Genomic DNA, 21,599 nt, shown 5'->3' with positions numbered 1-21,599 from the left:
TTCAAGAAAAGTAAAAGTCGGGAATACGGCTCAAGGTACTCGGGGGCGCTGGTCTAGGACGCCTGTACCTTGCTCCCGGTGTTGTCGGTGGCGGCTTCGCCAGCAGGTGCGGCGGCGGGCAGGTGGCGGGCCAGCAGGCCGCGGTAAATAGCCGCGCCGAGGCAGGCACCCAGGATCGGGGCGAAGATCGGCACCAGGAAATACGGGATGTCACGCCCGCCGGTAAAGGCTATTTCGCCCCAACCTGCGAAGAATGTCATCAGCTTGGGCCCGAAATCGCGCGCCGGGTTCATCGCGAAACCGGTCAGCGGGCCCATGGAGCTGCCGATCACGGCAATCAGCAGGCCGATCAGCAGCGGCGCCAGCGGGCCGCGGGGCAGGCCGTTCTGGTCGTCGCCCAGGGCCATGATCACGCCCATGAGAATGGCGGTGATCACCATTTCCACCAGGAACGCCTGGGCGGTGGACAGCGACGGGTGCGGGTAGGTGGAGAACACCGACGCCAGTTCCAGGCTTTCCTGGCTGCCGCGGATCATGTGGTGGGCTTGTTCGTAATCGAAGAACAGGTTGCTGTACAGCGTGTACACCAGCGCTGCGCCACAGAACGCGCCCGCCACCTGGGCCAGGATGTAGAAGGGCAGCTTGCGTTTTTCAAAGCCGGCAAACACGCACAGGGCGATGCTCACCGCGGGGCTCAGGTGCGCGCCGGATACCCCGGCGGTCAGGTAGATCGCCATGCTGACGCCCACCCCCCAGATGATGCTGATTTCCCACAGCCCGAAGCTGGCGCCCGCCACCTTGAGCGCCGCTACACAGCCGGTGCCGAAGAAGATCAGGAGGGCGGTTCCGAGAAACTCGGCCATGCACTGGCCGGACAACGCAGGTTGTTGCTGAGCAGTCGTCATCATTGACACCTTTTTTGTTGTTGTGCGGCGCCGTTCGGGCGCTCGAGTCATGCACCCGCCGGTAAAACCCCATACCGGCGGATGTGTTGCGTGCGCAAACTGGTCTAGGGTTTGCGATATTCAGAAACGAAAAAATATAGACAAGAAACGATTATGTCAAAGGTCGAAAATGAACCATGATTCAGAAACTGACTGGCGGGGGTTGGGCGGTGCTGGTGCTTGTCTTGATGTGTATGGCGTTCTTCAGCCCGAGCGCCGCCCGCGCGGCGCATCGCGGCCAAGGCCGGCTCCTACATTTGTTGCAACGTACCATGGCCTGTAATATCGAGTTGCCACCCTTGAATGCATGGAGTGAAAATGACCCCGGCGTTGGATTTGTTGAAAAAGGCCCGTGCCGAACACCACGTGCACAGTTACGAACACGACCCCAAGGCGGCCTCCTACGGCCTGGAAGCGGCGGAGAAGCTGGGGCTCAACCCGGCCCAGGTGTTCAAGACGCTGCTGGCCAGCAGCGAGAAGGGCGAGTTGCTGGTGGCCGTGGTGCCGGTGGCTGGCACCCTCGACCTCAAGGGCCTGGCCCACGCCGCCGGGGTGAAGAAGTGCGAGATGGCCGACCCGGCCGCCGCCCAGCGCTCCACCGGTTACCTGCTGGGGGGTATCAGCCCGTTGGGGCAGAAGAAGCGCCTGCGGACCTTCATCGACCAGTCGGCGCAGCCGTTGGCAACGATGTTCGTCAGTGCCGGGCGCCGAGGCCTGGAAGTGGAGCTGGCGCCGGCCCTGCTGGCGGAACACACCCGCGGGGTGTTCGCCGACATCGGCCGGGCCTGAATCAAGCCGCGGCGAACATCACCAGGTGTTCGCTGCGCAGGCGAATGCCGATGTGCTGGCCAGGCTCGCAGGCCAGGTGGCTGGGCAACAACGCCTCCACCTGGCTGCCGCTGCCCAGCTGCAGCTGGTACAGCGTGGCCGCGCCCTGGAAGCGCTTGCCGGTGACGCGTGCCTGCACCGGGCTGTCCGGGGCGTGCACGATGTTGTCCGGGCGCAGCAGCACGTCCACGGCACTGCCGCGCGGCCAGGCGCTGGCGCTGTCGCCGTGCAGCTCGCCCAGTTCGGTGTGCACCGACTGCGCGTCGCTCACGGTGCCGCGCAGGAAGTAGCCCTGGCCGATGAAGCTGGCGACGAAGGCCGTCTGCGGGCGGTGGTAAAGGTTGTAAGGCGTGTCCCACTGCTCCAGCCGCCCCTGCTGGAAGACGCCGACCTGGTCGCTCACCGAAAATGCCTCTTCCTGGTCATGGGTGACCAGGATCGCGCTGGTGCCGCGGCTTTTCAGGATGTCGCGCACTTCCTGGCTCAGGCGTCGGCGCAGCTCCACGTCGAGGTTGGAAAACGGCTCGTCCAGTAGCAGCAGCTGCGGTTGCGGCGCCAGCGCGCGGGCCAGGGCCACACGCTGCTGCTGGCCACCGGACAGCTCGTGGGGGTAACGCGCGCCCAGGCCGGTGAGGTTCACCAGCTCGAGCATCTCGTCCACCACTCGGGTCTGGTGCGGGTGCTGGCGGATGCCGAACGCCACGTTCTGCGCCACGGTCAGGTGGGGGAACAGCGCGTAGTCCTGGAACACCATGCCGAGGCGGCGCTTTTCCGGGGCCAGGGTGAAGCCTGGCCGGGAGATGACCTCGCCGGCCAGGCGAATCTCGCCCTGGTGCACCGGCTCGAAGCCGGCGATGGCGCGCAGGGTGGTGGTCTTGCCACACCCTGAGGCGCCCAGCAGGCAACCGATGTCACCGGCCTGCAGCTGCAGGCTGAGGTCGGCGACCACCGCCTGGCCCTGGTAACCGCAGGCCAGGTGGTGCAGCGCCAGCAGCGGCTGGCTCATGCCGGGCGGTAGGCCGGGGCCACCAGGAACTCCAGCAGCGCCTTCTGTGCGTGCAGGCGGTTCTCGGCCTGGTCCCACGCCACGGCGCGCGGGTCGTCGAGCACGTCCATGCTGATCTCCTCGCCACGGTGGGCGGGCAGGCAGTGCATGAACAGCACGTCGTCGGCGGCCAGGTCCAGCAGCGCGCGGCTGACCTGGTAGGGCGCGAACAGCTTCAGGCGGCGCGCGGTTTCCTCTTCCTGGCCCATGGAGGTCCAGACGTCGGTGCTCACCAGGTGGGCGCCGGCCACGGCGGCCTTGGGGTCGCGCATCACTTGCACGCGGTCGCCGGCCTGGGCCAGGAACTGCGGGTTGGGCTCGAAGCCTTCGGGGCAGGCCACGCGCAGCTGGAAGTCGAACTGGATGGCCGCTTCTATATAGCTGTTGCACATGTTGTTGCCGTCGCCGATCCAGGCCACGGTCTTGCCCTGGATGCTGCCGCGGTGTTCCAGGAAGGTTTGCATGTCGGCCAGCAACTGGCAGGGGTGCAGGTCGTCGGACAGGCCGTTGATCACTGGCACGCGCGAGTTGGCGGCGAATTCGGTCAGGGTGCTGTGGGCGTAGGTGCGGATCATCACCGCGTCGAGCATGCTCGACATGACGATGGCGCAGTCGCCGATCGGCTCGCCACGGCCCAGCTGGGTGTCGCGCGGGGACAGGAAGATGGCCTGGCCGCCGAGCTGGATCATGCCGGCCTCGAACGACAGGCGGGTACGGGTCGAGGATTTCTCGAAAATCATGCCCAGTACCCGGTTCTTCAGCGGCTCGAACAGCACGCCGCGGTTACGCAGGTCCTTGAGCTCGATGCCTCGACGGATGACGCTGAGAAGCTCTTCGGGCGTGCAATCCATCAGGGAGAGAAAGTGCCTTGCGCTCATCATTGACTACCTTTTTGCAACGTACCGCAGCACTCGTGACCAGCTTTTGAAAAAAACGAGAGAGGCCTGCGGCGAAAGCCGCACGCGGCGACGAAATTAGGGAAGACGCGATCTTATAATTAAATGTCGCGTCTCGCCAATATGTGTTTCATATTCCGATCACGGACAGTGTTTCAGGGCATGTCTCAAAAGCCGTGTGCGCAAGCGTCCGGCCCTGCTTTTTACACCCCCGTCGGTTCCCTTGGCAATCGTGCCCGGAATTGTCTAGCGTTAACCCTGTCTCAGGTATCAACCTGCGGCTGGCCGTCGCAGTGCGCATTTCGTACACTGCCAGCCATGGGTACACGACTGTATCCTGCACGATACGCGGAGAGGGTGAATGGATTCCAGAGAACAACAACTGCTCGAGCTGCTGGGCCTGACGGCGCGCACGCTCACGCACCTGACGGCCTCGATGACGTCCATGTCGTTCGAGTTGCTGCGCAGCGATGACGAGGTCACCGCCAGCGCGGCCAGGCGCATGATCGACCGCATGGCCACCATCAGTGGCGGGCTGGACGAGCATTGGAAGCTGATCGGCGAACTGACCGGCGTGCCCATCGGCCAGGAAGAGGTCGAGACCGTGGTGGAGATCCAGCTGCAGGCACCGCCCCCCGGCCTGCCGGCCAACTGAGCATCATCGGCTGGCCTGATGCCGGCCGATTCAGCCCGCCAAGCGTGCTGGTGCACTGGGTACTATCGTTCCATAGTCGGCTACCGCTGCCTGGACGAGACTGGCCATGACCAAGACCCTGCACCACCGCGCCTGCCACCTGTGCGAGGCCATCTGCGGCCTCAATATCGAAACCCAGGCCGACGACGCCGGGCACCTGACCATCACCTCGATCAAGGGCGACCCCCAGGACACCTTCAGCCGCGGCCACATCTGCCCCAAGGCCGTGGCCCTGCAGGACATCCAGAACGACCCCGACCGCCTGCGCCAGCCCATGCTGCGCACGGGCAGCGAATGGCAGCCGATCAGCTGGCAGGAAGCCTTCGACACGGTGGCCACGCGCCTGTGGGACCTGCAGCAGCGCCATGGCCAGGACGCCGTGGCGATCTACCAGGGCAACCCCAGCGTGCACAACTACGGGCTGATGACCCACGGTAATTACTTCCTGGGCCTGCTGAAGACCCGCAACCGCTATTCGGCCACCTCGGTGGACCAGTTGCCCCATCACCTGTCCAGCTTCCTGATGTACGGCCACGGGCTGTTGCTGCCCATCCCGGATATCGATCACACCGACTTCATGCTGATTCTGGGCGGTAACCCGCTGGCGTCCAACGGCAGCATCATGACCGTGCCGGACGTGGAGAAGCGCCTCAAGGCCATCCAGGCCCGTGGCGGCAAGGTGGTGGTGATCGACCCCCGGCGCAGCGAGACCGCGGCCATGGCCAGCCAGCACCTGTTCATTCGCCCCGGTGGCGATGCGGCGCTGCTGCTGGGCCTGCTCAACACTCTGTTCGAGGAAGGGCTGACGCGCGCCAGCCACCTGCCGGTGGATGGCCTGCAGTCGGTACGCGAGGCTATCGCCGGCTTCAGCGCCGAGGCCATGAGCTCGCGCTGTGGCGTGGCCGCAGCGGACATCCGCGCGCTGGCGCGGGCGTTCGCCGGCGCCGACAAGGCCGTGTGCTACGGGCGCATGGGCGTCTCCACCCAGGCGTTCGGCACCCTGTGCCATTGGCTGGTGCAGCTGATCAACCTGGTCACCGGCAACCTCGACCGCGTGGGCGGTGCCCTGTGCACCACGCCGGCGGTGGACCTGGTGGCCAACACCGGCGGCGGCCACTTCAATAGCTGGCAAAGCCGCGTCTCCGGCCTGCCCGAGTACGGCGGCGAGTTGCCGGTGTCGGCCCTGGCCGAGGAAATGCTCACCGCAGGTGACGGGCAGGTGCGGGCGCTGATCACCGTGGCCGGCAACCCGGTGCTGTCCACGCCTAACGGCCGGCAGCTGGAACAGGCCCTCGATGGCCTGGAGTTCATGCTCAGCATCGACCTGTACATCAACGAGACCACGCGGTACGCCGACCTGATCCTGCCGTCGACCTCGGCGCTGGAAAATGACCACTACGACACCACCTTCAACCTGTTCGCGGTGCGCAACGTCAGCCGCTTCAACCGCGCGATCCTGCCCAAGCCCGACGGCGCGCTGCACGACTGGGAGATTTTCGTCGGCCTGGCCGAGGCGTTCGCCGCCCGTGCCGGCAAGCCCCTGAAGCCCACCTGGCCGCCGGCGCAGCTCATCGACCGTGGCTTGCAGGCCGGGCCGTGGGGCCTGTCCCTGGCGGCCCTGGCCGAGCACCCCCACGGCCTCGACCTGGGGCCGCTGCAGCCCAACCTTGCGGCGCGCCTGAAAACCCCCGGCCAACGCATCCAGGCGGCGCCAGCGGTGCTGCTGGCAGACCTGCAGCGCTTCGCCGCGCAAGCCATGCCGGGCGCCGATGAGCTGGTGATGGTGGGGCGCCGCCACGTGCGCAGCAACAATTCCTGGATGCACAACTACCACCGCCTGGTGAAGGGCAAGCCGCGCCACCAGTTGCTGATGCATCCCGATGACCTGGCCGCCCGCGGCCTGGCGGACGGCCAGCGGGTGCGGGTGACGTCGCGGGTGGGCAGCGTCGAGGTGGAGGTGCTGGGCAGCCTGGAGATGATGCCCGGCGTGGTCAGCCTGCCCCACGGCTTCGGCCACGCGCGCCATGGTGTGCGCCTGGAGATCGCCCAGGCCCAGCCTGGCGCCAGTGCCAACGACCTGACCGACGAGCGGGTGCTGGACCAGGTTTCCGGCAATGCGGCGTTGAACGGCGTGCCGGTGCGGGTGGCGGCGGCGTGAACGGCTCCATCGGCAAGGCCGAGCGCGCCGCTCGGGTTTCCGTTACAATGCGTCACCGTGTCGACCTATGAGTCGGAAAGCTAAGCCGAGGTGCTCCATGGATATCATCGAAACGATTAAAGAGCAGATTGCCAACAACACCATTCTGCTTTACATGAAAGGCTCGCCGAACGCCCCGCAGTGCGGCTTCTCGTCGAAGGCGTCGCAGTGCGTGATGCAGTGCGGCGAGAAATTCGCTTATGTGGATATCCTGCAGAACCCGGAAATCCGTGCGAACCTGCCAAAGTACGCCAACTGGCCGACTTTCCCGCAGCTGTGGGTAGCCGGCGAGCTGGTTGGCGGTAGCGACATCGTTGCTGAAATGTTCGCCAACGGCGAGCTGCAGACGCTGATCAAGGCCGCTGCCGAGAAAGCCAAGGCCGGCGAAAACGCCTGATAGCCCTGCGCTTCAACAAAAAGCCCCGCTGTCGTGAGACAGCGGGGCTTTTTGTTGAAGGGTGTGGGAGCTGGCTTGCCAGCGAGCTTTTGAGGCCCTTAAAAGCTCGCTGGCAAGCCAGCTCCCACACCAACGTTGCAAATCAGCTACCTTTCACCGAACGGCCATCAACGGTACCGTCCTGCAGCATGATGTTGTACTCCTTGCCGTCGGTCTCGACCTGTTGCAGGCGAACCAGCAGGTAGTCCCAGTCCTTGGCGAACCACAGCACGGTGGTGCGCTTGTTCTGCGTGGGGTCGCGCACGCGCTCCACCTTGATGGCGTCGACCTGGCCAGCCTTGGTGTCGACCTTCTCGGTGCCCAGCACGCGGAAGTCGTAGGTGTCGACGTCGCCGCCGTCCACCACCTGGTAGCTCATGCTCTTCTTGCCGGCGGCCACGTCACGCTGCAGGGCCAGCTGGTAGGTCGACTTGTCGAGCATGCCGCGGTTGAGCGGCACTTTGACGGCGTCGCCACGGTCGGTGCCGGTGACCATTTTCTGCGACCAGTCGAAGTCCAGGTCGGTCTTCTTCGGCTTGCCCAGGCCGCCACGTTCGAAGTGGTAGGTCTTGGGCAGCAGCGCGTCCTTGTCGACGGTGAGGGTGCTTTCCTCGGTGAGGCTGGCAATCATCATCGACGCCTTGAAGCTCAGGGTCCAGGTGTCGTTGGCACCTTTTTCCAGGCTGCGCGAGGCGGTGCCGCTCATGGGCAGCTGTTTCCAGTCGGCGGTGTAGCTGGCCGTGAAGGGCTTCAGGTCGGCAGCGTGTACCGGCAAAGCCAGCAACGCGGCGCAGAACAGCAGGGCACGACGCATAAAATCTCCTAGGGTCGAATCAAGTGACCGCTGGCCCCGAGGGGCTTGCCGTCCAATAATGCACCGTGGGCGTCCAGACGCAAGCGTCCTTCGGCGAACCAGCGCACGGCCAGCGGATAGATCTGGTGTTCCTGGGCATGGACCCGCTGCGCCAGGGTGACCGGCGTGTCGTCCAACTGTACCGGTATTGCTGCCTGTACGACCAGTGGTCCGCCATCGAGTTCCTCGGTGACGAAATGCACACTGCAGCCATGCTCGGCATCACCGGCCTCGATGGCGCGTTGATGGGTGTGCAGGCCTTTGTACCTGGGCAGCAGGGAAGGGTGGATATTGAGCAGGCGCCCTTGATAGTGGCGCACGAAGCCTGGGCTCAGGATTCGCATGAAGCCGGCCAGCACCACCAGGTCGGGGCTGAAGCCGTCGATGAGTTCGACCAGCGCGGCGTCGAAGGCTTCGCGGCCTTCGAACGCCTTGTGGTCGAGCACGGCGGTGTCGATACCGGCGTGGCGGGCGCGTTCCAGGCCGTAGGCATCGGCGCGGTTGGAGATCACCGCGCGGATGCGGGCCGGGTGGGTCCCGGCCTGCTGGTTCACGCTATCGATCAGGGCCTGCAGGTTGCTGCCGGTGCCGGAGAGCAGCACCACTACGTTACAGCGTGCGGGCATCTGTTCGTGCATCAGTGTGCCTTGACGTTCTTCAGCTCGACCTGTGGGGCGCCTTCGGCGGCAACGCCGATCTGGCCGATGACCCATGGCTGCTCGCCAGCGTCACGCAGGGTTTGCAGGGCCACGTCGACGTGTTCCTGGGCCACGCAGATGACCATGCCCACGCCGCAGTTCAGCACGCGGTGCATTTCGTGCTCGTCGACGTTGCCTTTTTCCTGCAGCCAGTCGAATACCGCCGGGCGCTGCCAGCTGGCCACGTCAACCACGGCCTGGGCGCCTTTTGGCAGCACGCGCGGGATGTTGTCCAGCAGGCCGCCACCGGTGATGTGGGCCATGGCCTTGACGGCGCCAGTGTCCTTGATCAGCTTGAGCAGGGGCTTGACGTAGATGCGGGTCGGGGCCATCAGCAGGTCGGTCAGTGGCTTGCCGTCCAGCTGGGTGTTCTCGATGTCGGCACCCGACACTTCGATGATCTTGCGGATCAGCGAGTAGCCGTTGGAGTGCGGGCCGGACGATGGCAGGGCCAGCAGGGCGTCACCGGTGGCGACTTTCGAGCCGTCGATGATCTCGGCCTTCTCGACCACGCCCACGCAGAAGCCGGCCAGGTCGTAGTCCTCGCCTTCGTACATGCCTGGCATCTCAGCGGTTTCGCCGCCTACCAGCGAGCAACCCGACAGTTCGCAGCCAGCGCCGATACCGGTCACTACCTGGGCGGCGGTGTCCACGTTCAGCTTGCCGGTGGCGTAGTAGTCCAAGAAGAACAGGGGCTCGGCGCCGCACACCACCAGGTCGTTGACGCACATGGCCACCAGGTCGATGCCGATGCTGTCGTGCTTGTTCAGGTTCAGTGCCAGGCGCAGCTTGGTGCCCACGCCGTCGGTGCCCGAGACCAGGACAGGCTGCTTGTAGCCGGCCGGGATCTCACAGAGGGCGCCGAAACCGCCCAGGCCGCCCATGACTTCAGGACGCGCAGTACGCTTGGCGACGCTCTTGATGCGTTCGACCAATGCTTCACCGGCGTCGATGTCTACACCGGCGTCCTTGTAGCTCAGGGAGGGTTGCTTGCTCATGATCCAGGCCTTTAGAGGGAGGGATTCGAAAAATCGACCGCAAGCGGCGGGCTGCCCGGAAATACCGTTGCCGGGTATTTCCAATCGGCCAACCGTCGTTGGTCTGCGAAGGCGCGCGATTTTATCAGGCTTGCCCCTGTGCGGCCATCCTCAGGCCGACGGGCAGGGCTGCATTTAATTAAAAAACACCCTGGCGGGGCAGGATGAAATGTGGGAGCTGGCTTGCCAGCGAGCTTTTTGGGGGCATCAAAAGCTCGCTGGCAAGCCAGCTCCCACATCCCTGACACGCTATAGTAGGCGCATTACGAAAACTTCAATGGGCGGCTTGAATGTTTTGCTTGAAACTGTGGTCACAAGCCTCAGTCCGCTTATTGCCCGTCGGGAATCTTCCATGCGTCTGTGTAACTACCTTTTAGTCGGCTGCCTGTCGGTGTTCGCCCTGGCCGCTCACGCCGAAACCGTCAAGAACCTCTACCAGGTCCGCGAAACCGTGGGCGGCCAGAGCCCCGAAGAGCGCGACGCGGCCACCCAGCGTGCGCTCGAGACCCTGGTGCTGCGCCTCACCGGCGACCCCAAGGCGGTCAGCGCCGCCGGCCTTGCGGCCGTGCGCAAGGACCCGCAGCAGATCATCAGCCAGTTCGGCTATGAGGCCGGCCCGCCCGAGAGCCTGCGCGTGGACTTCGACCAGGCCAGCACCGACAACGCCCTGCGCCAGGCCGGCCTGCCCACCTGGGGCAACAACCGCCCCAGCGTGCTGGCCTGGTGGCTGAACGAAGGCACCGACGGCGCCAACCTGGTCGGCGACGGCCAGCCCACCGCCGAACCCCTGCGCCGCGCCGCCCAGCACCGTGGCCTGCCGCTGCGCTTGCCGCTGGCCGACCTGGGCGAGCAGTCCCTGGGCACCGCCAAGACCCTGGACGGCAGCGACGCCACGCCGCTGCGCGCGGCCTCCGAACGCTATGGCGCCGACGGCCTGCTGGCGGTGCACGCCAGGCAGGAAGGCGGCAAGTGGAGCGCCCAATGGCACCTGTACCTGGGCGACCGCCCCGAGCAGGGCAAGGCCGAGGGCGACGACCCCGCCGCCCTGGCCGATGCCGTGCTGCTGGCCGTGAGCGAGCGCCTGGCGCCGCGCTACGTGGTCAAGGCCGGCGGCGGTGCCAGCACTGACATGAGCCTGCAGGTCGAAGGCATGACCCTGGAGCACTACGCGGCCCTGGGCCGCCTGCTGGAACCCTTCAACGCCAAGCTGAAATCCGTGGATGGCGACAAGGTGGTCTACCAGGTCAGCGGCAGCAGCGACCAACTGCGCGCGCAACTGGCGCTGGGCAAGCTCAGCGAGCTGCCGCCGGAAGCGGCGCCCGTGGTCGCTACCCAGCCGCTGGCGCCTGGCGCCGCGCCAGCCCCTGCACCGCAACCTGCCCCTGGCCTGCGCTTCCATTGGTAATGCAGCGATCTTCTCTTTATATAAGGCTTGGGTGGTTTGATGACTGACATGCGTCGTTGGGTCTGGGCGGGGGCGGTGCTCCTGCTCTGCCTGTTCGTGTACTTCCTGCACCCCATCCTGTCGCCGTTCCTGGTGGCGATCGTGCTGGCCTACATGGCGGATCCGCTGGTGGACCGCCTGGAAAAGGTCGGCCTGTCGCGCACCTGGGGCGTGATCGTGGTCTTCTCGCTGTTCACCCTGGTGTTCATGATTGCCTTGCTGGTGCTGGTGCCGCTGCTGGCCAAGCAGTTCGTGCGCCTGTACGAGCTGGCGCCGCAGGTGCTGGACTGGCTGCAGCACGTCGCCCTGCCGTGGGTGCAGGCCAAGCTGGGCCTGGCCGACGGCTTCTGGAAGTTCGACAAGATCAAGGCCGCGATCACCGAGCACATGGGCCAGACCACCGACATCGTCGGCGTGGTGCTGAGCCAGGCCACGGCCTCCAGCCTGGCGCTGATCGGCTGGCTGACCAACCTGGTGCTGATCCCGGTGGTGGGTTTCTACCTGCTGCGCGACTGGGACCTGATGATGGCCAAGATCCGCAGCCTGCTGCCGCGCCACCGCGAGGGCAAGATCGTCGCCCTGGCCAAGGAGTGCCACGAGGTGCTGGGCGCATTCGTGCGTGGCCAGCTGCTGGTGATGCTGGCGCTGGGCATCATCTACGCTGCCGGTCTGATGCTGGTGGGGGTGGAACTGGGCCTGCTGATCGGCCTGATCGCCGGCCTCGCCGCCATCGTGCCGTACATGGGCTTCATCATCGGCATCAGCGCGGCGATGATCACCGGGCTGTTCCAGTTCGGCGGCGACATCTACCCGCTGATGGGCATTGGCGCGGTATTCCTGGTGGGGCAACTGCTCGAAGGCATGGTGTTGACGCCGATGCTGGTGGGCGACCGCATCGGCCTGCACCCGGTGGCGGTGATCTTCGCCATCCTCGCCGGCGGCGAACTGTTCGGTTTCGCCGGCGTACTGCTGGCGCTGCCGGTGGCCGCTGTGATCATGGTGCTGCTGCGCCATGCCCATGATCTGTATAAGGAATCGGACATCTACGGCGGCCAGGAAGACCCCGACCTGTAATGGCGCCGTGCACCCGCTGTTGCGGCAGCGGGTGTGCAAATGAATGCAAACCTTTGATTTTGCTTGTGGTCTGTTGCATTGTGCGCCCGGCGTCACGGGTATAAACTTTGCTAACTTCACACAGAGGCCCCCTGCGGTTCGCCAGAACCGTCAGCCAGCATGAAACCGATTCAGCTGCCCTTAGGTGTGCGTCTGCGTGATGACGCTACCTTCATCAATTACTATCCAGGCGCCAATGCCGCTGCACTCGGCTACGTCGAACGCCTGTGCGAAGCCGACGCCGGCTGGACCGAAAGCCTGATCTACTTGTGGGGCAAGCAGGGCGTGGGCCGTACCCATCTGCTGCAGGCCGCGTGCCTGCGCTTCGAGCAGATGGGCGAGCCGGCGGTGTACCTGCCCCTGGCGCAGCTGCTCGACCGCGGCGTGGAAATCCTCGATTACCTGGAACAGTACGAGCTGGTGTGCCTGGACGACCTGCAGGTCATTGCCGGCAAGCCCGAGTGGGAAGAGGCCATGTTCCACCTGTTCAACCGCCTGCGCGACAGCGGCCGGCGCCTGTTGATCGCCGCCTCCCATTCGCCGCGCGAGTTGGCGGTGAGGCTGCCGGACCTGAAGTCGCGCCTGACCATGGCGCTGATCTTCCAGATGCGCCCGCTGTCGGACGAAGACAAGCTGCGTGCCCTGCAGTTGCGCGCCTCGCGCCGCGGCCTGCACCTCACCGACGAGGTCGGGCACTTCATCCTCACTCGTGGTACCCGCAGCATGAGCGCGCTGTTCGACCTGCTGGAGCGCCTGGACCAGGCCTCGCTGCAGGCCCAGCGCAAGCTGACCATTCCCTTCCTCAAGGAAACCCTGGGTTGGTAGACCCGCAGCTGCTGGCCCGCGCCGGCGCTGCCCTGCGTGATGCCCGGCGCATCCTGGTGATTACCGGTGCCGGCCTCTCCGCCGACTCCGGTTTGCCCACCTACCGTGGCCTGGGTGGCCTGTACAACGGCACCACCAGCGAAGGCCTGCCCATCGAAAAAGCCTTGTCGGGGCCCATGCTCGAACGCGACCCGGTGCTGTGCTGGAAATACCTGGCGCAGCTGGGCGAGGCCTGCCTGGGCGCGCAACCCAATGCGGCGCACCACGCCATTGCCCAGCTGCAGAAAGCCAAGCCGGAGTGCTGGGTGCTGACGCAAAACATTGACGGTTATCACCGTCAGGCAGGAAGTCCCGACGAACGGTTAATTGAAATTCACGGGGAATTGGCGCCACTGTTCTGTCGCGCCTGTGGCGCTGTACGCGATGATTTGCGGGAAATCCTTGGTCAGCCACTGCCGCCGCGCTGCAACGTCTGTAATGGCGTTATGCGGCCTTCCGTGGTGCTTTTCGAGGAAATGCTGCCCGAGCGGGCGATTGAGGCGCTGTATCGGCAAATGGCGATCGGTTTCGAGGTGGTGCTGGTGATCGGCACCACGGCAAGCTTCCCCTACATCAACGCGCCCATCGCTGAAACCCGCGCCGCTGGCGGGTTTGCCATTGAGATCAACCCATTGCGAAGCGGGCTTTCTGCCAGCATGGACGTGTTTTTTGAGAGTAGGGCGTTAGAAGTCATGCCGAAACTGCTGAGTCACATTTTTTTCGATTGAATTTGCAAATGGATTTGATAGCGGGCATAGTCGCGTCTTCTTAACTATTACAGACACGGTCGTGCCCATGCTAAAGCGCTTCGCACCCCTCGTGCCCCTCGCACTCGTGACCCTGCTTTTCGGCTGCGCGGCTCATACGCCGGTATCGCAGCAACAGGCTCTCAACCCGGTGACTCCACAGTCCCAGGCCCAGGCGAAAGCTGTAACCCTGAATTTCCAAGAAGAAGAGCTGGATACCGAAAAGGAACTGGCTGACTTCTCCGAGAACAGCAAGCCCTACCAGATGCCCATGCTGGCTGACAGCATCCTGGAACGCGGCAAATCGCTGATCGGCACCCGCTATCGCACCGGTGGTTCCACTGAATCGGGCTTCGATTGCAGCGGCTTCATCGGTTACCTGTTCCGCGAGGAGGCCGGCATGACCCTGCCGCGTTCCACGCGTGACATGATCAACGTCAAGGCCCCCCTGGTAGCCCGCAACAACCTCAAGCCCGGTGACCTGCTGTTCTTCAGCACCCGTGGCCGTGGTCGCGTGAGCCACGCCGGCATCTACCTGGGCGATGACCAGTTCATCCACTCCAGCAGCCACCGTAGCGGCGGCGTGCGCATCGACAGCCTCGATGACGCCTACTGGAGCAAGACCTTTATCGAAGCCAAGCGTGCCTTGGCCATGGCACCGACCACGACTATCGCACGCAAGTAAGCAGTCTGGGCGGTACTCGCAGCGGCGGCGCACTGAAAAGTGTGCCGCCGTTGCGCGTTTTCGGGAATACAAGCTAGTCTTCAACGGCAGTTGAATCAGGATGGTTCTGTTTATGTCGCTAACGGCCCGTTTCGCGCTATTACTCTTCGCAGGCCTGCTCACCGCCTGCGCTGGCCACAAGCCGCCACCTGCGCCTGCGCCGGTGTATCAACCTTTTGTTTCAGCTCCCCAGCAGCCCCTGTCTCCCCAGGCCGATGACGTCCTGATGCGCGCCATCGGGCTGGTCGGCACCCCATACCGCTGGGGCGGCAACACGCCGGATTCGGGCTTTGACTGCAGCGGCCTGATCGCCTACGTCTATCGCGACGCGGCCGGCATCAGCCTGCCGCGCTCCACGCGGGAAATGATCAGCATGCGCGCCCCCGATGTCAGCAAGGATGCCTTGCAGTCCGGTGACCTGATCTTCTTCGCCACCAGCGGTGGTTCGCAGGTCAGCCATGCCGGCATCTACGTGGGCGAGGGCCGCTTCGTGCATGCGCCGGCCACAGGTGGCACGGTGAAGCTGGACTACCTCAACAAGCCGTATTGGCAACACGCCTACCTGAACGCCAAGCGCGTGCTGCAACCAGCAAGCCTGGCGCATAACCCTTGATGCGCCTGTGGGAGCTGGCTTGCCAGCGAGCTGTTCGGGTTTCCCCCAAAGCTCGCTGGCAAGCCAGCTCCCACAGGTTGTTTACTTCTCAGCCGTAATCCGCCAGATCTTGTTCCCCACGTCATCCGCCACCAGCACCCCGCCCTTGTGGTCCTCGGTCACGCCCACCGGCCGGCCCATGGCCTGTTCCTTGTCGTTGAGGAACCCGGTCAGCACGTCGATCGGCTGGCCGCTGGGCTTGCCGTCCACGAACGGCACGAAAATCACTTTGTAGCCACTGTGTGGCTTGCGGTTCCACGAACCGTGCTGGCTTACGTAGGCGCCATGGTTGAACGGCGCCGCCAGCCCGCCGCTGGTGCTGGCAAAGGTGAAACCGATGGAAGCGGTGTGCGGGCCCACGGCGTAGTCCGGGGCGATGGCCTTGGCCACCAGTGCCGGGTTCTGCGGGCTGACACGGTTGTCGATGTGCTGGCCGTAGTAGCTGAACGGCCAGCCATAGAAGCCGCCGTCCTTCACCGAGGTGATGTAGTCAGGCACCAGGTCGCTGCCGATCTCGTCGCGTTCGTTGACTGAGGTCCACAACTGCCCGGTCTGCGGCTCGAAGCCCATGCCGTTGGGGTTGCGCAGGCCGGAGGCGTAGATGCGGTGCTCGCCGCTGGCGCGGTCCACCTCCCAGATCGCCGCGCGGCCTTCTTCCTTGTCCAGGCCGTTCTCGCCGACGTTGCTGTTGGAGCCCACGGTGACGTACAGCTTGTTGCCCGAGGGGCTGGCGATGACGTTCTTGGTCCAGTGGTGGTTGAGCGGCCCGCCCGGCAGGTCCGTCACCTTGGTGCCCTGGCCGCTGATGGCGGTGGCGCCGGTGTCGTAATGGAAGCGCAGCAGGGCATCGGTGTCGGCCACGTACAGGTCGCTGCCCACCAGGGTCATGCCGAACGGCGAGTTGAGGTTGGCGATGAACACCGTACGGGTGTCGGCCACGCCGTCGCCGTCGGTGTCGCGCAGCAGAGTGATGCGGTTGGCGCTGGGCACCCCCGCGCCGGCCTTGCCCATGACCTTCTTCATCACCCAGCCCTTGATGCCCTTGGCGTCCTCGGGCTTGGGCGGCGCGTTGGTCTCGGCCACCAGCACGTCGCCGTTGGGCAGCACGTACAGCCAGCGCGGGTGGTCCAGGCCCTCGGCGAAGGCGGCCACCTGGGTGCCCTTGGCCGGTTGGGGTTTCTCGCCGTCGGGCCAGCCGATGGCGTCGGCGATGTTCACCGTGGGGATCAGTGTCTTGTTCGGTGCTGGCAGCTGCGGGTGCGGGCCGGTGCCGTCGGCCACCTTCAGGGTCGAGGACTCGCCGCAGGCCAGCAGCGTGCTGGAGGCGAGGATGATCAGGGCCAGGCGGGTCTTGTGCATTGTAATTGCTCGCTGAGGCGGAGGTATGTGCTGTAGAGGGGCGGGGTAGGGCAGTGGTTCCAATAAAACCCTGTGACGCGGCCTTTGGCCGCTGCTACGGGGAGTTCCGTAGCAGCGGCCGAAGGCCGCGTCCACAGGCGCTGCGGTGCAATAGCCAGGCCGCGTCAGGGCCGGACGCCGCCTGGCGGCAGCTGCTACAGGGGAGGTATGGCGAGCTTTAATTGACCTCCCACCCCCAACCCTCTAACCTTCCCGGCGTGTTTCAGGTGCCCTGCAGCCCCACGGCTGGCAGGGTGAAACAGGGAAGCCGGTGAGCCGCCGCAGGCGTGCGAGCCCGGCGCTGCCCCCGCAACGGTAAATGAGTCAAGGTCGCGCATGGCGCCACTGGGCCGAATTGGCTCGGGAAGGCGCGTGGCCCCGGGTGTGCATGCCCCCGCTCATGAGTCCGGAGACCGGCCTGGAACCCTTCTTGGCAAGCCGCTGGCTTGCCGGTCCCCTTTTGTTCTGTCGCGCGGGTGAGAGCGGCATTGACGAGTCTGTGCTGCGTCCGTCCGGGCGGCGGCTTTTCGTCGATGTCGCCTGTGTGCAGGTGTAGCGGAGAGCTGCGATGAGTGAATTCCAGGAACGTGAACAACGCCATCTGGCGCGCATGTTGCGCAAGAAGGCGATCATTGACGAGCGCATTGCCAATGCGCCCAACGAATGCGGGCTGCTGCTGGTGCTGAGCGGCAACGGCAAGGGCAAGAGCAGCTCGGCCTTCGGCATGCTCGCGCGCGCCATGGGCCACGGCATGCAGTGCGGCGTGGTGCAGTTCATCAAGGGCCGTAACGCCACCGGCGAAGAGTTGTTCTTCCGCCGCTTCCCCGAGCAGGTGCGCTACCACGTGATGGGCGAGGGCTTTACCTGGGAAACCCAGGACCGCCAGCGTGACATCGCCGCCGCCCAGGCCGCCTGGGAAGTGTCCCGTGGCCTGTTGCAGGATGAGAGCATCGGCCTGGTGATTCTCGATGAACTGAACATCGCCCTCAAGCACGGCTACCTGGACCTCGACCAGGTGCTGGCCGACCTGCAGGCGCGTCCCGCCATGCAGCACGTGGTGGTCACCGGCCGTGGCGCCAAGGACGAGATGGTCGAACTGGCCGACACCGTCACCGAGATGGGCATGCTCAAGCACGCCTTCCAGGCCGGCATTCGTGCCCAGAAGGGCATCGAGCTATGACCCAGCCGCGTCATTGCCCGGCGGTGCTGATCGCAGCACCCGCTTCTGGCCAGGGCAAGACCACCGTCACCGCCGCCCTGGCGCGCCTGCACCGCAACCAGGGGCGCAAGGTGCGGGTGTTCAAGTGCGGGCCGGATTTCCTCGACCCCATGATCCTGGAACGGGCCAGTGGCGCGCCGGTGTACCAGCTCGACCTGTGGATGGTGGGCGCCGAGGAAAGCCGGCGCCTGCTGTGGGAAGCGGCGGCCGAGGCCGACCTGATCCTGATCGAGGGCGTGATGGGCCTGTTCGACGGCACCCCCAGCAGCGCCGACCTGGCGCGGCACTTCGGCGTGCCGGTGCTGGGCGTGATCGACGGCACCGCCATGGCCCAGACCTTCGGCGCCCTGGCCCTGGGCCTGGCGCGCTACCAGCCGGACCTGCCGTTCGCCGGCGTGCTGGCCAACCGCGTCGGCACCCTGCGCCACGCGCAACTGCTTGAAGGCAGCCTCACCGAAGGCCTGCGCTGGTACGGCGCGTTGTCTCGCGAGACCGGCATCGAACTGCCCAGCCGCCATTTGGGCCTGGTGCAGGCCAGCGAGCTGAACGACCTGGACCTGCGCCTGGACGCGGCCGCCAATGCCCTGGCGGCAAGCTGCGAAGTCGCGCTGCCACCGCCGGTGACCTTCGCTGCGCCCACCCCGGTGCCGTGCGAACCGCTGCTGGCCGGCGTGCGCATTGCCGTCGCCCGTGACGAGGCCTTCGCCTTCACCTACGGCGCCAGCCTCGACCTGCTGCGCGCCATGGGCGCCGAGCTGAGCTTCTTCTCGCCGGTGCATGACCAGCAGCTGCCGCCCTGCGACAGCCTGTACCTGCCCGGTGGCTACCCGGAACTGCACCACCACACCCTGGCCGCCAACGCACCGATGCTGGCGGCGATTCGCGGCCACCACGCCGAAGGCAAGCCACTGCTGGCCGAATGTGGCGGCATGCTCTACCTGCTGGACGCCCTGACCGACGTTGACGGCCAGCGCGCCGAGCTGCTGGGCCTGCTAGCTGGCGAAGCGGTGATGCAAAAGCGCCTGGCGGCCCTGGCCCTGCAAGCCGTGGAGCTGCCCGAAGGCACCCTGCGCGGCCACACCTACCACCATTCGCTGACCAGCACCGCGCTTGAGCCCATCGCCCGTGGCCTCAGCCCCAACGGTGGCCGCGGCGCCGAGGCGGTGTACCGTGATGGCCGCCTCACGGCGTCGTACGTGCACTTCTATTTCCCGTCCAACCCGGCGGCCGTCGCCGCCCTGTTCTGCCCCAAAGGGGCCTCGCACATTTGATGACTGACAACGCCTACACCCCCGCCGAGCGCGCGGCCATCTACCGAGCCATCGGTGAGCGCCGCGACATGCGCCACTTCGCCGGCGGCGACGTCGCCCCGCAACTGCTGGCGCGCCTGCTGCACGCTGCGCACCAGGCGCCCAGCGTCGGCCTGATGCAGCCCTGGCGCTTCATCCGCATCAGCGACCGCGCCCTGCGCGAGCGTATCCAGGCGGTGGTGGAGGACGAGCGGGTGCGCACCGCCGAGGCCCTGGGCGAGCGCTCGGACGAGTTCATGAAGCTCAAGGTGGAAGGCATCAACGACTGCGCCGAGGTGCTGGTGGCGGCGCTGATGGACGACCGCGAGCGCTACATCTTCGGCCGCCGTACCTTGCCGGAGATGGACCTGGCGTCGCTGTCCTGCGCTATCCAGAACCTGTGGCTGGCGGCGCGTGCCGAAGGCCTGGGCATGGGCTGGGTGTCGCTGTTCGACCCCCAGGCCCTGGCCGACCTGCTGGGGCTGCCCGCCGGCGCCAAGCCCATGGCCGTGCTGTGCCTGGGCCCGGTGACCGAATTCTACCCATCGCCCATGCTGGTGATGGAAGGCTGGGCCGAGGCCAAGCCGTTGAGCGAGATGCTGTATGAGAACCACTGGGGGGTTAAGCCATGAGCATCGCCCTGGTCACCGTTGCCGGCGTGGCGCTGGATGCCCTGCTTGGCGAGCCGAAGAGCCGTCACCCGCTGGTAGCCTTCGGGCGCCTGGCCGACCGCCTGGAGCGCCGTTTCAACGGCGGCGGCCGTGGCTGGCGCAGCCACGGCGTGACGGCCTGGTTCCTGGCCGTCATCCCCTTGACCCTGCTGGCCACGCTGCTGTCCTGGCTGCCATACGTGGGCACCCTGGTGGAAATCCTGGCGCTGTACTGCGCCCTGGGCCTGCGCAGCCTCGGTGAGCACGTGGCGCCCGTGGCCCAGGCCCTGCGCAGCGATGACCTGGACACCGCCCGCACTCGCGTGGGCTACCTGGTCAGCCGCCAGACCAGCGAGCTGGACGCCAACGCCGTGGCGCGCGCCGCCACCGAGTCGGTGCTGGAGAACGGCAGCGACGCGGTGTTCGCCGCGCTGTTCTGGTTTGCCGTGGCCGGCGCGCCGGGCGTGGTGCTGTACCGCCTGAGCAATACCTTGGACGCCATGTGGGGCTACCGCAACGAGCGCTTCGAACGTTTCGGCTGGGCGGCAGCGCGCATCGACGACGTCCTCAACTATATTCCTGCACGGCTGGTGGCCCTGACCTACGCGGTGCTGGGCAAGACCCGCCTGGCCCTGCGCTGCTGGCGCCAGCAGGCGCCGAAGTGGGACAGCCCCAACGCCGGCCCGGTCATGGCTGCCGGTGCTGGCGCCCTGGGCGTCGAGCTGGGTGGCCCGGCGGTCTATCATGGCGAGCTGCATGAGCGCGCGACCCTGGGCGAAGGCCCGGCGGCCGACGCCGACGCCATCGACCGCGGCTGGCAACTGGTGCAGCGCGGTGTGTGGCTGTGGCTGCTGATCCTGTGTGTGGGAGGGCAATTCTATGCTTGAGCACGGTGGACGACTGCGCAAGGCCGCGCAGCAATACGGCATCGCCGAGGCCGACTGGCTCGACCTGTCCAGCGGCCTGGCGCCCTGGCCCTGGCCGATCCCGGCGATTCCCGAGCGCGCCTGGGCGCGCCTGCCGGAAACCGACGACGGCCTGGAAGCGGCGGCCTGCGCCTACTATGGGGTCAACCAGGTGCTGCCGGTGCCCGGCTCCCAGTGCGCCATCCAGCTGCTGCCGCGCCTGCGCCGGGGTGGCAAGATCGGCGTGCTGTCGCCGTGCTACGCCGAGCACGCCGAGGCCTGGCGCCGCGCTGGGCACCTGGTGCGCGAGGTCAGCGAGAGCGAGGTGGACTTCTTCCTCGACAGCCTCGACGTGCTGGTGGTGGTCAACCCCAACAACCCCACCGGCCGCGTGCTGCCCGCCAGCCGCCTGCTGGACTGGCACGCGCGGCTGGCCCAGCGCGGCGGCTGGCTGGTGGTGGACGAAGCCTTCATGGACAACACCCCGGCGGTCAGCCTGGCGCCCCACGTGGAGCGCACGGGCCTGATCGTGCTGCGCTCGTTCGGCAAGTTCTTCGGCCTGGCCGGGGTGCGCCTGGGCTTTGTGCTGGGGCAGAAAAAGTTTCTCCAGCTGCTGGCCGAGCAGGTCGGCCCCTGGGCCGTCAGCGGGCCCACGCGCATTCTCGGCCAGGCCTGCCTGGGCGACACTGCCGGGCACCAGCGCATGATCGAGCGCAGCGAACTGGCCAGCCTGCGCCTGGCCGGCCTGCTGGCGCAGTTCGGGCTGGCGCCCCATGGCGGCTGCGCGCTGTTCCAGTGGCTGGTCACCGACAAGGCCGTGGCGCTGCACGCGTTCCTGGCCCAGCGCGGCATTCTCGTGCGCCTGTTCGTCGCCACCAGTAGCGTGCGCTTCGGCCTGCCACCCGAAGAGCCCGACTGGCTGCGCCTGGAGCAGGCGCTGCAAGCCTTCAACGAGGAACACCCGTGA

At 66.1% G+C, this 21,599-nt stretch carries 22 protein-coding genes and 1 riboswitch; of the genes, 15 read left to right on the top strand and 7 right to left on the bottom strand.

Translation table 11 applies throughout. The features are described 5' to 3' along the window. Positions 1–53: 53 nt before the first annotated feature. The gene (locus RAM80_RS10145; RefSeq protein WP_416426242.1) at positions 54–905 is read right to left on the bottom strand and encodes an MIP/aquaporin family protein; all 852 of its coding nucleotides are present in this window, start codon (positions 903–905) and stop codon (positions 54–56) included. A 357-nt stretch (positions 906–1,262) separates the two neighbouring features. On the opposite strand from RAM80_RS10145, the gene ybaK reads away from it, so the two are divergent. Beyond that, on the top strand, positions 1,263–1,733 hold the full coding sequence (ybaK, locus tag RAM80_RS10140; protein WP_416426240.1) for a Cys-tRNA(Pro) deacylase: 471 nt from the start codon (positions 1,263–1,265) through the stop codon (positions 1,731–1,733). 1 nt (position 1,734) lies between these two features. Here the strand turns inward: ybaK and RAM80_RS10135 are convergent, their stop codons facing one another. Beyond that, the gene (locus RAM80_RS10135) at positions 1,735–2,778 is read right to left on the bottom strand and encodes an ABC transporter ATP-binding protein (protein WP_416426238.1); all 1,044 of its coding nucleotides are present in this window, start codon (positions 2,776–2,778) and stop codon (positions 1,735–1,737) included. After that, positions 2,775–3,695, bottom strand: coding sequence for an ornithine carbamoyltransferase (gene argF / locus RAM80_RS10130; protein WP_416426237.1), 921 nt, complete (start codon positions 3,693–3,695; stop codon positions 2,775–2,777). Before argF ends, RAM80_RS10135 begins: the two co-directional genes overlap by 4 nt. A 379-nt stretch (positions 3,696–4,074) precedes the next feature. On the opposite strand from argF, the gene RAM80_RS10125 reads away from it, so the two are divergent. From RAM80_RS10125 to grxD, 3 genes are all read left to right on the top strand, one after another. Beyond that, positions 4,075–4,368: a hypothetical protein gene (locus RAM80_RS10125; protein ID WP_416426235.1), complete on the top strand. Its 294-nt coding sequence runs from the start codon at positions 4,075–4,077 to the stop codon at positions 4,366–4,368. A gap of 106 nt (positions 4,369–4,474) precedes the next feature. Further along, on the top strand, positions 4,475–6,565 hold the full coding sequence (locus RAM80_RS10120; RefSeq protein WP_416426233.1) for a molybdopterin oxidoreductase family protein: 2,091 nt from the start codon (positions 4,475–4,477) through the stop codon (positions 6,563–6,565). A gap of 97 nt (positions 6,566–6,662) precedes the next feature. Further along, positions 6,663–7,001: a Grx4 family monothiol glutaredoxin gene (grxD, locus tag RAM80_RS10115; RefSeq protein WP_158154208.1), complete on the top strand. Its 339-nt coding sequence runs from the start codon at positions 6,663–6,665 to the stop codon at positions 6,999–7,001. 142 nt (positions 7,002–7,143) lie between these two features. Here the strand turns inward: grxD and RAM80_RS10110 are convergent, their stop codons facing one another. Genes RAM80_RS10110 through purM form a run of 3 tightly spaced genes read right to left on the bottom strand, consistent with a single transcriptional unit; the run spans position 7,144 to position 9,589 of the window. Next, positions 7,144–7,854: a DUF3108 domain-containing protein gene (locus RAM80_RS10110; RefSeq protein ID WP_416426232.1), complete on the bottom strand. Its 711-nt coding sequence runs from the start codon at positions 7,852–7,854 to the stop codon at positions 7,144–7,146. 8 nt (positions 7,855–7,862) lie between these two features. Next, entirely contained in the window at positions 7,863–8,519 is a 657-nt protein-coding gene (gene purN / locus RAM80_RS10105) for a phosphoribosylglycinamide formyltransferase (RefSeq protein ID WP_416427445.1), read from the bottom strand. Positions 8,520–8,530: 11 nt separating this feature from the next. Continuing rightward, on the bottom strand, positions 8,531–9,589 hold the full coding sequence (gene purM / locus RAM80_RS10100; RefSeq protein WP_416426231.1) for a phosphoribosylformylglycinamidine cyclo-ligase: 1,059 nt from the start codon (positions 9,587–9,589) through the stop codon (positions 8,531–8,533). 391 nt (positions 9,590–9,980) lie between these two features. Here purM and RAM80_RS10095 point away from each other — a divergent pair, with 391 nt between their 5' ends. From RAM80_RS10095 to RAM80_RS10070, 6 genes are all read left to right on the top strand, one after another. After that, positions 9,981–11,033: a DUF2066 domain-containing protein gene (locus tag RAM80_RS10095; RefSeq protein WP_416426230.1), complete on the top strand. Its 1,053-nt coding sequence runs from the start codon at positions 9,981–9,983 to the stop codon at positions 11,031–11,033. A 39-nt stretch (positions 11,034–11,072) separates the two neighbouring features. Beyond that, positions 11,073–12,146 carry an AI-2E family transporter gene (locus RAM80_RS10090; RefSeq protein ID WP_416426228.1) on the top strand — a complete coding sequence of 358 codons (1,074 nt, stop codon included), beginning with the start codon at positions 11,073–11,075 and terminating at the stop codon, positions 12,144–12,146. Positions 12,147–12,305: 159 nt separating this feature from the next. Continuing rightward, positions 12,306–13,010, top strand: coding sequence for a DnaA regulatory inactivator Hda (gene hda / locus RAM80_RS10085; RefSeq protein ID WP_416426226.1), 705 nt, complete (start codon positions 12,306–12,308; stop codon positions 13,008–13,010). Further along, entirely contained in the window at positions 13,004–13,777 is a 774-nt protein-coding gene (locus tag RAM80_RS10080; protein WP_416426225.1) for an NAD-dependent deacylase, read from the top strand. Before hda ends, RAM80_RS10080 begins: the two co-directional genes overlap by 7 nt. A 67-nt stretch (positions 13,778–13,844) precedes the next feature. Then, positions 13,845–14,480: a C40 family peptidase gene (locus tag RAM80_RS10075; RefSeq protein ID WP_416426224.1), complete on the top strand. Its 636-nt coding sequence runs from the start codon at positions 13,845–13,847 to the stop codon at positions 14,478–14,480. A gap of 112 nt (positions 14,481–14,592) precedes the next feature. After that, positions 14,593–15,132 (top strand): C40 family peptidase, encoded by a 540-nt coding sequence (locus RAM80_RS10070; protein ID WP_416426223.1) that lies wholly within the window; start codon positions 14,593–14,595, stop codon positions 15,130–15,132. Positions 15,133–15,213: 81 nt separating this feature from the next. Here RAM80_RS10070 and RAM80_RS10065 read toward each other — a convergent pair whose 3' ends face one another. After that, positions 15,214–16,530, bottom strand: a complete 1,317-nt coding sequence (locus tag RAM80_RS10065) for a PQQ-dependent sugar dehydrogenase (RefSeq protein WP_416426221.1) — start codon at positions 16,528–16,530, stop codon at positions 15,214–15,216. Positions 16,531–16,777: 247 nt separating this feature from the next. Further along, a riboswitch (cobalamin riboswitch) is annotated at positions 16,778–17,006 on the top strand. 131 nt (positions 17,007–17,137) lie between these two features. Between RAM80_RS10065 and cobO the strand changes: the two genes are divergently transcribed. From cobO to cobD, 5 genes are read left to right on the top strand one after another with little or no spacing between them, the layout of a single operon-like run. Continuing rightward, positions 17,138–17,749: a cob(I)yrinic acid a,c-diamide adenosyltransferase gene (gene cobO / locus RAM80_RS10060; RefSeq protein ID WP_416426219.1), complete on the top strand. Its 612-nt coding sequence runs from the start codon at positions 17,138–17,140 to the stop codon at positions 17,747–17,749. Beyond that, entirely contained in the window at positions 17,746–19,059 is a 1,314-nt protein-coding gene (locus tag RAM80_RS10055; RefSeq protein ID WP_416426218.1) for a cobyrinate a,c-diamide synthase, read from the top strand. Before cobO ends, RAM80_RS10055 begins: the two co-directional genes overlap by 4 nt. After that, positions 19,059–19,709 carry a 5,6-dimethylbenzimidazole synthase gene (gene bluB, locus RAM80_RS10050; protein WP_416426216.1) on the top strand — a complete coding sequence of 217 codons (651 nt, stop codon included), beginning with the start codon at positions 19,059–19,061 and terminating at the stop codon, positions 19,707–19,709. The genes RAM80_RS10055 and bluB overlap by 1 nt, the downstream gene beginning before the upstream one ends. After that, a complete protein-coding gene (cbiB, locus tag RAM80_RS10045; protein WP_416426214.1) occupies positions 19,706–20,614 on the top strand; it encodes an adenosylcobinamide-phosphate synthase CbiB in 909 nt (302 codons plus the stop codon). Before bluB ends, cbiB begins: the two co-directional genes overlap by 4 nt. After that, the gene (gene cobD / locus RAM80_RS10040) at positions 20,607–21,599 is read left to right on the top strand and encodes a threonine-phosphate decarboxylase CobD (protein WP_416426212.1); all 993 of its coding nucleotides are present in this window, start codon (positions 20,607–20,609) and stop codon (positions 21,597–21,599) included. Before cbiB ends, cobD begins: the two co-directional genes overlap by 8 nt.

Origin of the sequence: Pseudomonas sp. App30 (genome assembly GCF_047947025.1) — a bacterium.
Lineage (GTDB): Bacteria > Pseudomonadota > Gammaproteobacteria > Pseudomonadales > Pseudomonadaceae > Aquipseudomonas.
This window is presented reverse-complemented; position numbering and strand designations above follow the sequence as displayed.